This is a genomic window from Paenibacillus rhizosphaerae (genome assembly GCF_014192015.1).
GTDB classification, from domain to species: domain Bacteria; phylum Bacillota; class Bacilli; order Paenibacillales; family Paenibacillaceae; genus Paenibacillus_AQ; species Paenibacillus_AQ rhizosphaerae.
Genome location: NZ_JACHXJ010000001.1, coordinates 767,973 through 781,093 on the forward strand (window position 1 = coordinate 767,973; position 13,121 = coordinate 781,093).

Annotated in this window: 13 protein-coding genes; 11 read left to right on the top strand and 2 right to left on the bottom strand. The window is 54.7% G+C overall.

The genetic code is table 11. The features are described from left to right. Positions 1 to 14 precede the first annotated feature (14 nt). Together FHS19_RS03420 and murI are read left to right on the top strand one after the other, a co-directional pair. Positions 15 to 524, top strand: a complete 510-nt coding sequence (locus FHS19_RS03420) for a GNAT family N-acetyltransferase (protein ID WP_183578588.1) — start codon at positions 15 to 17, stop codon at positions 522 to 524. Between the two features lie 97 nt (positions 525 to 621). Beyond that, the gene (gene murI / locus FHS19_RS03425; protein ID WP_183578592.1) at positions 622 to 1,428 is read left to right on the top strand and encodes a glutamate racemase; all 807 of its coding nucleotides are present in this window, start codon (positions 622 to 624) and stop codon (positions 1,426 to 1,428) included. On the opposite strand, the gene FHS19_RS03430 is transcribed toward murI, so the two are convergent. Continuing rightward, a complete protein-coding gene (locus FHS19_RS03430) occupies positions 1,425 to 2,195 on the bottom strand; it encodes an MBL fold metallo-hydrolase (protein WP_246426406.1) in 771 nt (256 codons plus the stop codon). The genes murI and FHS19_RS03430 overlap by 4 nt on opposite strands. Before the next feature lie 211 nt (positions 2,196 to 2,406). On the opposite strand from FHS19_RS03430, the gene FHS19_RS35450 reads away from it, so the two are divergent. The 3 genes from FHS19_RS35450 to FHS19_RS03445 are packed head-to-tail and all read left to right on the top strand — an operon-like array spanning position 2,407 to position 4,474. Continuing rightward, positions 2,407 to 3,396: a tetratricopeptide repeat protein gene (locus tag FHS19_RS35450; RefSeq protein WP_312887142.1), complete on the top strand. Its 990-nt coding sequence runs from the start codon at positions 2,407 to 2,409 to the stop codon at positions 3,394 to 3,396. 59 nt (positions 3,397 to 3,455) lie between these two features. Beyond that, complete coding sequence (gene fosB, locus FHS19_RS03440; RefSeq protein WP_183578595.1) at positions 3,456 to 3,893, top strand: metallothiol transferase FosB; 438 nt, start codon at positions 3,456 to 3,458, stop codon at positions 3,891 to 3,893. Beyond that, the gene (locus FHS19_RS03445) at positions 3,890 to 4,474 is read left to right on the top strand and encodes a histidine phosphatase family protein (RefSeq protein ID WP_183578598.1); all 585 of its coding nucleotides are present in this window, start codon (positions 3,890 to 3,892) and stop codon (positions 4,472 to 4,474) included. Before fosB ends, FHS19_RS03445 begins: the two co-directional genes overlap by 4 nt. A gap of 27 nt (positions 4,475 to 4,501) precedes the next feature. Here the strand turns inward: FHS19_RS03445 and FHS19_RS03450 are convergent, their stop codons facing one another. Then, on the bottom strand, positions 4,502 to 4,834 hold the full coding sequence (locus FHS19_RS03450; protein WP_183578601.1) for a DUF3889 domain-containing protein: 333 nt from the start codon (positions 4,832 to 4,834) through the stop codon (positions 4,502 to 4,504). A 315-nt stretch (positions 4,835 to 5,149) separates the two neighbouring features. Between FHS19_RS03450 and pfkB the strand changes: the two genes are divergently transcribed. From pfkB to FHS19_RS03480, 6 genes are all read left to right on the top strand, one after another. After that, positions 5,150 to 6,082 (top strand): 1-phosphofructokinase, encoded by a 933-nt coding sequence (gene pfkB / locus FHS19_RS03455; RefSeq protein ID WP_183578604.1) that lies wholly within the window; start codon positions 5,150 to 5,152, stop codon positions 6,080 to 6,082. A 159-nt stretch (positions 6,083 to 6,241) separates the two neighbouring features. Next, positions 6,242 to 6,901 (top strand): HAD family hydrolase, encoded by a 660-nt coding sequence (locus FHS19_RS03460; RefSeq protein ID WP_183578607.1) that lies wholly within the window; start codon positions 6,242 to 6,244, stop codon positions 6,899 to 6,901. Between the two features lie 235 nt (positions 6,902 to 7,136). Beyond that, positions 7,137 to 8,189, top strand: a complete 1,053-nt coding sequence (locus FHS19_RS03465; RefSeq protein WP_183578610.1) for an ABC transporter substrate-binding protein — start codon at positions 7,137 to 7,139, stop codon at positions 8,187 to 8,189. 63 nt (positions 8,190 to 8,252) lie between these two features. Then, complete coding sequence (locus tag FHS19_RS03470) at positions 8,253 to 9,176, top strand: ABC transporter permease (protein ID WP_183578613.1); 924 nt, start codon at positions 8,253 to 8,255, stop codon at positions 9,174 to 9,176. Further along, positions 9,176 to 9,970: an ABC transporter ATP-binding protein gene (locus FHS19_RS03475; RefSeq protein ID WP_183578616.1), complete on the top strand. Its 795-nt coding sequence runs from the start codon at positions 9,176 to 9,178 to the stop codon at positions 9,968 to 9,970. Before FHS19_RS03470 ends, FHS19_RS03475 begins: the two co-directional genes overlap by 1 nt. A 351-nt stretch (positions 9,971 to 10,321) precedes the next feature. After that, entirely contained in the window at positions 10,322 to 13,096 is a 2,775-nt protein-coding gene (locus FHS19_RS03480) for a CHASE3 domain-containing protein (RefSeq protein WP_183578619.1), read from the top strand. Positions 13,097 to 13,121: the final 25 nt, after the last annotated feature.

Sequence of the window (13,121 nt, forward strand, 5' to 3'; positions counted from 1 at the left end):
GGTAATCATGAAGCATGGAAATGCGGATTCAACCGATGACCCGGGAAGTTGCCGCCCGGATATCCACGTGGCGCTATCCGGCGCCGTACGACTTCTATAGTATGGCAGCAGATGAAGAAGATATATTGGAGCTGATGAACGGGGATTATGCAGCAGCGTCGGACTCCGCTGGAAACCTGGTCGGTTTTTACTGCACGGGCAATTCGGCCCGTGTTGCCGGAGGTTATGGGGCCGGTTTGTACGAAGATGATACCTGCGTAGACTACGGATTGGGCATGAATCCCGAGCTGACGGGCCATGGTGCCGGCCTGGATTTTGTAAAAGCAGGCATGGCTTATGTTTCCGACAAGTTTCCCGGGAAGGGAATCCGCCTAGCGGTAGCCAAATTCAATCAGCGTGCCGCAAAGGTATACATCCGGGCAGGATTCAAGGAGACCTGCGAGTTCAACTCGTTGGTAGGGGGGCGCAACGTGCTCTTTATCGGCATGGTTTACAGATTTCCAGAAGACGCCCGGACAACATGATATAATAACTCCGGGGCTGACGGCCCCGGATGGAACGTCGCCGGGCAGCCATTTATACGCGCCCGGAGCAATTATTAAGAAAAATCAGGTGAACAACATGCGAATTGCGCTTTTTGATTCAGGCCTCGGCGGACTGACCGTGCTGTCTGAAGCCGTAAAGCAGCTGCCCAACGAAGACTTTTTATTTTTTGCAGACACGCTTCACGTTCCTTACGGAACCAAGACAAAGGATCAGGTTCTGGATTATGTCCGTCAGTCCGTGGACATGATTCTGCAGGACGAGATCAAGGCGCTAGTCATAGCCTGCAATACGGCGACGAGTGCCGCGGCGGAGGAACTGAGAAGGGAATACGCCATTCCGATCATCGGAATGGAGCCTGCGGTTAAGCCCGCGGTGGAAATGAACCGGCTAACCGGGAAAAGGGTGCTGGTGGCGGCGACTCCGCTGACCCTGCACCAGTCTAAATACACCCAGCTCGTTTCCAGGGTGGATGACCACAGCATCGTAGACTCCCTGCCGCTCCCCGAGCTGGTCGGATACTGCGAATCGCTGGAGTTCGACCCGGACAGGATGACACGGTATTTTCTGGATAAATTTGCGAATTACCGGCTGGAGGAATACGGAACCCTGGTGCTCGGATGTACGCATTATCCCTTCTACACCCGGATTCTGAGGCAGATTCTGCCGCCGCATATTGAAATCATTGACGGGAGCGCCGGGACGGTACGGAGGCTGGACTATATTCTTAAGAAAACGGGAACGTCCGGAACGCAGCGCGGAGGAGATATCCGTTTTGCCTGTTCCAGCAGGGATCCGGAATATATAGCGAAAATGCATACAGCTTACGACTATTACAGCACTCAAGTTGCAGGCTGCGAACGGGCCGTTGATCCTTCTTTCTAAAAAGAACGCTGCGATCGGCTTAGTTCCATTAGCCGCTGCACAACGGGTCCATCATAGCTCCCGCCGTGGTAGCAGATGACGGACGCGATGTCGTAGGCAGCCAATTGGGCGATGGACCGCATCGCAAGCGGTATATCGACGGTCGCGTCGGGATCCGGCCCAAGAAGCTCGCCGCCAACGACCCGAAGGGCGTCGGCCGCGACCAGCGTCCGGGTCGGCCGATGGTACAAACTGATATGCCCGGGAGTATGCCCCGGTGTGCCAATCACGGCGATACCGCCACAGATGGGGAGCTCCTCGTCTTCATGGATGATCGTATCGACAGGCGACCGGGGTGGATTCTCCAGCGTAGAAATAAAGGCTTTGCGCCATTCAGCAGGTACTTCCGGAGGCAGAGCCGCTTTGGCCCGTTCGATCGCCTCCGGGGTTACCTTGATCAGACGCTTTTCACCCTGAATATAGGGTTTTTCTTTTTGGCTGGACATGACTTCGACCGGACGAGGGGCGTGCTGGCGTATGGCCGGCAGGCTGCCGATATGATCCAAATCCTGATGCGTGATGATGACATGGGTAAGCGAATCGATCGAAAGGCCATGCGACTTCATCGCTTCCCGCAAGAGGGAATATTGGCCGGGGTAGCCGGTGTCAATCAGGAGCGTATGGTTTCCGTCCGTAATGACTGCAGGGTGAACGGTGTTGACGCTGCCCATCATGACGGCGGATACGTCCAGCATATACACGCTTGCGGCGGTTTGGTTCGTACTCATCCTTCGATTCCCCCCTAATTCCAACTCATGGATTTCAAGACAGAGTCTATATTACGGATAGGAATCACAGTTGTCAAAATAAATATTATAATATAACACAAAAATAAGATTTTTGTCAATATATATTTTTAGTGCTGTTTAGCAATATGGCAATCCTGTGTTTTTGTAAAAATGTTTTTGTAAGAAATTCAAACATGAAGGGAGCCCATCGATGCGCGATGTTCAGTACCCTGTCCTGCATACGGAAAGGCTGAAATTGAGGCCGCTTGAGCCGGAGGATCGGGAAGACGTCTTTCGGCTGTTCTCCAACCCGGAAGTCACCCGGTTCATGGATATCGAGCCTTTGGTGAGCATGGAGGAAGCGGACGAAATTATTGCGCTCACCCGCAGCTCCGGCTGCAGGTATGCCATATTCGACCGTAACAACGAAGCGTTTATGGGCACTTGCGGATTCCACTGCTGGGTCAAGGACGGCGAAAGGGAAAGGGCGGAAATGGGCTATGATCTGTCTCCGGAGTATTGGGGCAGCGGCTATATGCCTGAGGCGCTCGAAGAATTGATGAAGGTCGGCTTTGAGGTGATGAAGCTGGATGAAATCGAAGCCCATGTGGAGAGGGATCATCCTCGTTCGCAAAAGGTGCTGACGAGGCTCGGTTTTCGGGAGGATCACCTGCGCGACGGCCATTTGATCGTTTACAGGGCCGGGAGAGAGGTTTTTTCCGGGCGCCGCACCTTCAGGAACGCCGTATCGCTCCGGCAGTCGGGGAATGCCGAGAAGTCCAGGGAAATTTGGCTTTCCCTGCTGGCGGATCAGCCTGATCATCCGTTGATCTTGTACCAGACGGCATGGACCCATGATGTACTTGGCTTGGAGAAGGACGCCGTGCCCTATTATGAAAAGGCGATTTTGCTCGGGCTGCAGGACGAAGAGCTGGCGGGGGCGATGCTTGGCCTGGGCAGTACATACCGTACGCTGGGACGATATGAGGACGCGAAGGCGCTGTTGAAGCAGGCGATGGTGAAGTTTCCCGAACGCAGGGAATTTTCTGTTTTCTACGCCATGGCTTTGTACAATCTGGGCGAGCACACCGCTGCGATGGAGACGCTCCTTGGACAGCTGGCGGAAACCAGCGCGGACAGCGGCATCCAGGCGTACCGGAAGGCGATTGCCTTTTATGCCGATAAGCTGGATCAAGTGTAGGATTAGCCTTGCCTGCGCCTACCTGCGTGGGTACAAAAAAGTAGAATGAAGGAGGTACCATGGATATACAGGGTGTGAATCATTTCTGCTTTTCCGTTTCGGATCTGGATCGGTCCATCGCGTTTTACAGGGACGTGCTGGGCGCGCAGCTGCTTGTGCAGGGCCGGAAGCTGGCTTACTTTGACCTTGCCGGACTCTGGATTGCACTGAATCAGGAAGATACGGAGCGGGAGGATATACCATCGACGTATACTCATATCGCCTTTACCGTGAAAGATCAGGATTTCGAAGCCTGGCTGACCCGCCTGCAGACTTACGGAGTTCATGTGCTTGAGGGAAGGAGGCGGGATGAGCGGGACAAGCTCTCGGTATATTTCCTGGACCCGGACGGGCACCGGTTTGAGCTTCATACCGGCACGCTTGCGGCTCGGCTCGCCTATTATCGGGAGACGAAGGGCCATATGAAGTTTTACGACAAGGAGGATGTTGGCAAATGACGACGATCGGATTTGTAAGACACGGCATCACGGATTGGAACATTGAGCGCAGGGCTCAAGGCCAGACGGATATCCCTTTGAACGAAACCGGGCGGGCTCAGGCGAGAGCTTTGGCTGCGCGGCTGAAGAATGAGCGGTGGGACGCCGTCTATGCCAGCGATTTGTCGCGGGCTCGGGAAACCGCCGAGACGATTGCGGCCGCGCTGGGGCTCGGCGTCCGGGTCGATCCGCGGCTGCGGGAAATCCACTGCGGTCTGATCGAAGGAACGGTCGAGGAAGACCGGGTGCTCCGCTGGGGTTATGATTGGGCGGCGCTGGATCTCGGGATCGAGACCGACGACTCGATGATTGCCAGAGGAATGGAGGCGGTCATGGACATTTGCGCCAGCCATCCTGAAGACCGCGTTCTCGTGGTGAGCCATGGCGCGCTGATCGGCACGCTGCTGCCCGTTTTGATTCCGCACACGGATACGTCCGAGCATCTGCACAACACATCCATTACTATCATCCGAAAGATCGAGGAAAGCTGGGAATGCGGGCTTTTCAACTGCGTCAAGCATTTGGAGCAGCTGACGATCTGAACGAGCCTGCCTGTTAAGGATCGTATTTTAAGGCTGTGTGTCTCTGAACTTAATGGATATCAGTCGTTCAGTCACGGTGTTAAACCGGACGGTAGCCAGCACGGCTGCTGGCATGCCCTGCCGGCTCAACAGCAGCTTGAACGTTTCCTCCGCTTCCGTCGGCGACAGGTTGATGCGGCCGACATGCAGGTAATCCGTAATTTCCGAATTGTATTTTTTCTGCGCTTCCTTCACGGCGATCAGGCCCCACTTGGCGTAGGGGGGATCAACTGAAGGGTCCGGCTCGGCAATGATCAGCGAGAGAGACAGCACGAGGGACATGGCGATGGATTTGACGAATACGGCGGACATCCACTTCATAGCTCTATAGCCTCCTGAGTATAAATCTGACCGTTCACGTGCAGCGATGAGTGGCCGGTATACATAGAATTCCCATGTTTTGCAGGTCTATGAGGATTGCAGCCATGGTTTATCCGCGATTAAATCGGCAAGGTCGTGCTGCACAGAAATCGTGCTCTTGGTTTCGGGCTCGTCCGGAAGCCGGCATTCGTCAACCACAAGCTGGAACAAAGCTTTTCCGAAACATTGCGACAATAAGGCAGATGGCTCCAAACGGCGGAGCTACAGGCATCGGAGCTGCCTTGCGAAATCAAGCCATAGATGGGATGGGATCTTATGATAACGACCGTAACCATGAACGCAGCCATTGACAAAACATACTACTTGCCGGCATTTCCTCACGGGAAGGTATCCCGGATCAGGCAATATTTGGCAGCCCCCGGGGGGAAAGGAATCAATGTGGCCAAGGTCGCCGCGCAGCTCGGGGCGATGGTGACCGCTTCGGGCATCGTCGGCGGCATGAACGGGGAAATCATCAAAAAGCAGCTGGATGAAATGAGCATTGCGCATCAATTTGTCGCCGTGGAGGGGGAGTCGAGGCTTTGCCTCAACATCATTGATGAAGAGACCGGATCGTCGACGGAGCTTCTGGAGCCCGGTCCGGTGGTAGATAACCGGGCGCTGGACGAGATGGAGCAGACGATGGCCGCCCTGGCACGCACATCGAAAGTCGTCTGTATCAGCGGCAGCCTGCCTGCCGGGGCACCGGCGGATTATTACATACGTCTTGTCAGCGCGGCCAAGAAGGAGGGGGCGTACGTGATTCTCGACGCCAGCGGTGACGCGCTCCGCTGCGGACTGCAGGCGAATCCGGACATGATCAAGCCCAACGAAGAAGAGGTTGCTGCTCTGCTTGGTACAGGCATTCGGGATGAACAGGAGCTGCTCCGGGCGATGGAAGACTTGCTCCGCGAATACCGGATGGAGCGTGTCTGCGTGTCGCTCGGGGGTGCCGGATCGCTGACCGTCACATCGCAGGGACGTTATCGTGCCGTAACCCCTCCGATTCAGGTGGTCAACACAGTGGGCTGCGGCGATTCCTTTGTGGCGGGCATGGCCGTGTCGCTGCTGAAGCAGCTCCCCGCCGAGGAGGGCATCGCTATGGCTGCTGCCGCGGGGACGGCGAACGCCTTGTCGGCCATGGCCGGAAGTGTCGATCCGGACAGCTTCCGCCGGCTGCTTGGCCAAGTGGAGATCAGCAGAATTTAAGATCCGGATGACAGCAATTATATTTTGCCCAGGCTGCGGTTCATAAATCGCGGCCTGTTTGATGATGTGGTGATATCAGGGAGGATTAGCCCTGCCGCAAGGCGAATTTATTAATGCGGCTTTACAGCCCATCGACAAGATAAAGAAGGGGTGAACGGCTTGATTCAAGCATTGATTTTTGATTTTGACGGTCTCATTGTCGATACCGAAACACCGGCCTATCACGCTTTCTGCGAGATTTACCGGGAGCATGGCACGGAGCTCCCGCTGGAGACGTACGCGAAGTGCGTCGGGACCAATTTCGACGTATTTAATCCGTATACGTATTTATCCGAATGCCTGGGCAGGGTAGTGGATCCGGCCCTTGTCAAGGAACAGGTCAATGTCATCTACCGGGAGCTGCTCAAGGATGTTGAAGTCAGACCGGGGGTTGAGGATTATTTGGCGGAGGCCAAGCGGCTCGGGCTGAAGATCGCGCTGGCATCGAGCTCTTACTACAACTGGATTGAGCCCTATTTCAACAAATTCAAGCTGGAGTCTTACTTCGACGTCATTTGTACTGCGGACCTGGTGTCCAAGGTCAAACCGGATCCCGAACTGTATTTGCTGGCACTGCAGAAGCTGGAGGTAGCCCCGGATCAGGCGGTATCCTTCGAAGATTCCCTTAACGGCTTTATCGCAGCCAAGGGAGCAGGTGTACATACGGTGATCGTGCCTAACTCGATGACCCAAACCTTCCCTTTTGAAGGCTATGATATGATGATATCCAGCATGTCGGAGATGAAGCTGCAGGATCTTGTCCGGGAGCTGGAAGCGTAAGGCCGCAAAAGCCCGGAAAAACCTGTACTTTTTTGCAACATATTGATTGACGTATATTGGCAGTGCCCTTTATGATAATGAATAATCCAGTGGTTATTTAATTCTATGAAAAATATTCGGGCAGGCAGTTCATGCACCCGTGTGCTCCGCCTGCTACGGTATTTTTCGCACTTATTTACTTTAATGCTTTCGTATATGACAGCGTTAAAGAAGAGAATCGGAAGGGGTTATGAACATGAAAAAGAGAAATTTGCTATTATCCGTCGTGATGTCCGCACTCCTCGTAACCACGGCGGCCGGCTGCGGCAGCTCGGGCAGCAAGTCCAGTGAAGCCGGGTCCGGTGGAGGGACCGATGCGGGAAGCACAGACAAAAAAAACTACACCGTGGCCATTTCGCAAATCGTCGAGCATCCTTCCCTGGACGCCACGCGCGAGGGCTTCATCGCCGCTCTGAAGGACGCGGGGATTACGGAAGGGGATAACCTGAAGCTCGATTATAACAATGCGCAGGGTGACCAGGCGAATAACCTCTCGATCGCCCAGAAGATCGCTTCCGGTAAAAACGACCTTGTACTCGGCATTTCTACCGGCTCGGCTCAGGCGCTCGTGCAGCAGGTGAAAGATACGCCGGTGCTGTTCGCGGCCGTTACCGATCCGCTGGATGCGAAGATCGTCTCGAACCTGGAACAACCAGGGGGCAACGTAACCGGGGGCTCGGACACGAATCCGGAAGCGGTTCAACGGCTGATGGACTTCATCGCCGAGAGCTTCCCGAACGTGAAGAACGTCGGCATCGTCATTAACGAAGGCGAGCCTAACGCGATCGTTATGGCCAAGAATGCCGAGGAAACGCTGAAAAAGCATAACATCAAGCTGGTGCGCGCAGCGGTAACGAACACATCGGAAGTGAAGCAGGCCGCCGAGTCCTTGGTGGGACGGGTGGATGCGCTGTTCATTACGCTGGACAACACTGTCGTTGATGGCGTCGACTCCATTATCCAGCTGGCGAACGAGAAGCATATCCCATTCTTCTCCAGCGACCGGGATACGGTCGAGAAGGGTGCCTTCGCTACGGTCGGATTTAAATACTACGACCACGGCTACCAGGTGGGCCAAATGGCGGTCGATATTTTGAAGAACGGCAAGAAGCCGGGCGATATGAAGGTGACGATGCAGGAGAAGCTGGACCTGATTCTGAACCTGAAGGCGGCTGAAGCGCAAGGAATCACAGTAACCGACGCTATGAAAGACAAAGTAACGGACAAAGAAAACGATATTATTCAGTAATCGATCGATGGGGAGTGGCCGGAATCTTCGTCCACTCCCTTCGTCATAAGGGAGGCTGACACCATGCTGGATTCACTACTGGGAGCACTTGAGCTCGGGCTGCTGTACTCGCTGATGGCGCTCGGCGTATATATCACTTATCGTATTCTTGATTTTCCGGATCTGACGGTGGACGGTAGCTTCACCACCGGCGGCGGAATTGCCGCCGTGATGATTACCCACGGCTACAATCCGTGGGTGGCAAGCCTGGCGGCGTTCGGCGGCGGGCTTCTCGCCGGAATTTGTACCGGGCTTCTCCATACGAAGGGAAAAATCAATGCACTGTTATCCGGTATTATCATGATGATTGCGCTGTATTCGATCAACATGCGGATTATGGGCAAACCCAACACGTCGCTGCTTGGGGAAAGCACCGTCTTTTCATCAGTGAACGCTTTCATCACGATGCCGATTGCGGTGATCCTGATTTTACTCCTGCTGAATCTGTTCCTGCGGACCGATTTGGGGCTTGCCCTGCGGGCCACAGGAGATAATGCCCGGATGATCCGCAGTTTCGGCGCCAATACGGACACGACGACGGTTCTCGGCGTCAGCTTGGCCAACGGTTTGGTCGCCCTCTCCGGCGCACTGGTAGCCCAGCAGTCGGGCTTCGCGGATATATCCATGGGGATCGGCATGATCGTCATCGGGCTGGCTTCCGTCATTATCGGTGAGGCGATATTCGGTGCGACGAATGTGATCCATACGACCATTTCCGTCGTTCTCGGGGCGATCGTGTACCGGATCGTCGTGGCCCTCGCGCTCCGGGTGGAATGGCTCGATACGTCCGACCTGAAGCTCATCACGGCCATCATCGTGATTATCGCTCTGGTGCTTCCAACCGCAAGGCGCGCCCTTCGGCAGAAGCAGCTGGCCAAGCGCCGAACCGAAGAGCTGTCCAGCCAGCTGGGTAGCAGAACAAGCCGGACGGTCGGAGGTGATTTCTGATGCTGGAGCTGAGCAGAGTATCGAAGCTGTTTAATCCGGGGACGCCGGATGAAAAAATTGCGCTGCATGACATTTCGCTGAAGCTGAATCCCGGCGACTTCGTCACGGTAATCGGAAGTAACGGAGCGGGCAAGTCCACGCTGATGAACATCATTTCCGGCGTCATGAAGCCCGACGCAGGGGATGTGCGGATCGAGGGAGCGGTGATCAGCCCGCTGCCGGAATTCCGCCGGAGCCGCTGGATCGGCCGTGTTTTTCAGGATCCGATGGCGGGGACCGCTCCCCACATGACGATCGAGGAAAATCTGGCGATGGCTTATACGAGAGGCAAGCGGCGGGGACTGGGGCTGAGCATCAAATCCGGCCGGCGGGCGATGTTCAAGGAGGAGCTGTCCAAGCTCGGCATCGGCCTGGAAGGGCGTCTGCGGGCGAAGGTCGGTTTGCTGTCCGGAGGAGAGCGGCAGGCACTCAGCTTGTTGATGGCCACATTCACCAAGCCGCAAATTTTGCTGCTGGATGAGCATACCGCCGCCCTGGATCCTGCAAGGGCGGAACTGATCACTCGGCTCACCGAGCGGATTGTCCGGGAGCTGAACCTGACGACGCTGATGGTCACGCACAATATGGAGCAGGCGATCCGGCTTGGCAACCGTTTGATCATGATGGACAAAGGCAGAATCATTCTGGACATCAACGAACAGCGCAAAAAAACGCTGACCGTCGAAGAACTGCTGGCTGAATTCGAACAAATCAGCGGTCATAAGCTGTCCGACGACAGGGTCGTTTTGGGATAACGATCGGAAGAAATATAGGAAAGAGAGCCTTCGCGTTTAAAACCGCGGAGGCTCATTTTATCTGCAGCCTCCCGGGAAATCTATGAAAGCGCAGCAAGGCAACGGTCGATAGACTAAAATGGACACCATTGTATTCGGGACAAAGATACGAAGAGCCGCTTCGGCGGATCCACCGGGTAACCACGAGCAGCGGGCTTCGGTGATGGCGGCCTGTCACTGGTTCATCCGGCCTCGAAGCAATTCTAGTTATTGAAATTCGTTCCAACAAGTTCTAAAATACTTAATTGAATGAACTGCTCACTCTATAGTAATTAGAAGAAAGAGAACGCCCGTTGGATGGAGGTTTCAATTTTGTTAGGGAAAATGAGGCTCAGCATTCGGTCCAAGATTATTCTTGGATATATTTTTGTCCTCGTGTGCGTCGTGGTGTTCCTGGGAGTGATTTCGGGCCGGGTTGCTTCGCTGCAGCGGGAAACCGATTTTATCAGCCGGCATGACATTGAGGTCCATGACTTGGCCCACAGCATTGAAAAGTCCTTGCTGGACATGGAGACAGGCCAGCGCGGATATATGATCACGGGAGACGCTAGCTATCTGGAGCCGTACACGGCGGCCAGCTCGAAATGGGAGAGCGATTACAACCAGCTGTATCGTTTGCTGGCGGACAACCCCCAGCAGCAGAAAAATCTGGAGGACATCAAGGCCAATATCGACCGTTGGATTGAGATCGCAGGCAAGCCGTCCATTGAGATGAAGCGCAGCGGTCAGGAAGCGGAAGTGCAGACATTTTTCCTAAGTGACCCGGGCAAGCCGGAAATGGACGCCATGCGGGAAAAATTAACGGCGTTTTTGGATACGGAGAAAGGGCTGACGAGCGAGCGGGTGCAGACGCTTGAGGACAATAACCGCAGACTGATCACGATCATCTATCTTCTTTGGATTGCGCTCGCAGCCGTATCCATCTCAGCAGCCGTTCTGATCTCCAAAAATATCGTGACGACGATCAAGGAAGTTACGGGCACGATCCGGGACATCGCATCAGGCGGCAATTTGAACAAGCGCATCCATACCCGCACCCGGGATGAAATCGCAGAACTCGGCAGCGCAACGAACGACCTGCTCCAGGAAGTGCAGCAGCAGAATGAAATGAAGGAACAGGTTGCCGCCACCGCGACACTGCTGCAGAACGAAGCCAACATGGCCAGTCTAAGCCGCGTGTTTGTCAATCGGCTCGCTTCCATTTTTCAGGCACCATACATCGTATTGTACGAAGCCAAGGAGGAGGAACTGGTGCGGCTCGCTTCCTATGCAGGGGAACACGAAGATGAGGCAGGCAAATCGGTGATTGCCTGGGGTCAGGGACTTGTCGGTCAGTGCGCCGCCGATCAGAGCATGATCGCGTTGGACCGGTTACCGAACAACTACATACACATTTCCTCGGGATTAGGGAGCGCCTTTCCGACCTATATCGTTATCGCGCCGGTCGTATTCGAGGGCAGGACGCTGGCCGTGATCGAAATTGCCGCGCTGGTGACGTTCAGCAAGCACCAATTGGACATGCTGCGGCAGCTCTTGGATACGGTTGGCGTCACGATGCACAGCGTGATCAACCGTGCGCAAATCCAGCGCTTGTACATGGAAGCCCAGACGATGAATGAAGAGCTCCAGGCCCAGTCTGAGGAGCTGCAGGTGCAGACGGAAGAATTGCAGGTTCAGTCCGAGGAGCTGCAGATGCAAACCGATGAGCTCCAAAGCTTGAACGATAAACTGGAATATCAGAAGGCTCAGGCAGAGGAAGCCGCGGCCGAGATGGAAAAATACGCGGAACAGGCGAAGCTCAGTTCCAATTATAAATCCGAGTTTTTGGCCAACATGTCGCACGAGTTACGCACTCCGCTGAACAGCATGCTCATTCTGTCCCAGATGTTATCGGAGAACAAGAACGGGACGCTGCAGGAGGAAGAGGTCAAGTACGCTTCTGTCATCCATTCCTCCGGATCGGATCTTTTACGGCTGATCAACGATATTTTGGATTTATCCAAGGTGGAATCGGGACAGATTCAGCTGGACATCAGCTCGATCCATGCGAGTGAGCTGCCGGAGATGATGTACCGTTATTTTGCCAAAACGGCCGAGGCGAAATCGCTGGATTTCAAAGTGGAAATCGCGCCTAATGTAGGCGACGTCTTTTTCAGCGACGAGTTAAGACTCCATCAAATATTGCGTAACTTGTTGTCCAATGCGTTCAAGTTTACCGAACGCGGGGAAGTGTGTTTAAGCATATACAAGCTCGACTCGGTTTCGACCCCGTCGTTTTCCATGCCTTATGAGACATTAGCCTTCGCGGTTCGCGATACCGGAATCGGTATTACCGAGGAGCAGCAGCAGGTGATCTTCGACGCCTTTAAACAGGCGGATGGAGCAACGGCGAGGAAATATGGCGGCACAGGGCTCGGACTGTCCATCTCGCTTCAATTCGCCAAACTGCTGGGAGGCGAGCTGGCGGTGGAGAGCGAACCCGGAAAAGGAAGCACGTTTACGCTTTACCTCCCGTACCAGACCGAGTATGTCGATGAGTCGCCGATGCTTGTGATGCAAGCCGAGGCAGCCGCGGCCATTTCCGGCCCGTTGAGCACGGCTTCGACGCAGGCTGCGCACCCGGTGGGGAGTCGGCTTCATGGGGAGGAGCTCGCTGCCGCTCTGCCGGCCGCAGAGGATATGTTCCTGGAAGATTCGGCTTTGTTCGATGGGAAGAAAATCCTCGTAGTGGATGACGACATTCGAAACGTGTACGCGCTGGCTAATGCCCTGGAGAGATATAATATGCAGGTGCTCACTGCACAAAACGGATACGAGTGCCTGGATTTGCTCCAGGCCGAACCGGATATCGATTTGATTCTGATGGACATCATGATGCCGGAAATGGACGGTTACCAGACGATGCGGAATATCCGGCAGACGCTGGAGCTGAACGAGCTGCCGATGATTGCGTTGACCGCCAAGGCGATGAAAGAGGACCGGGATAAGTGCCTGGCGGCCGGAGCGTCCGACTATTTGAGCAAACCGCTGAACATTAATGAAGTGATTGCCAGAATTAAAGTTTGGCTGACAAGGCCGGAAATATGATATAGAATCGATCAAATAGAAAGCG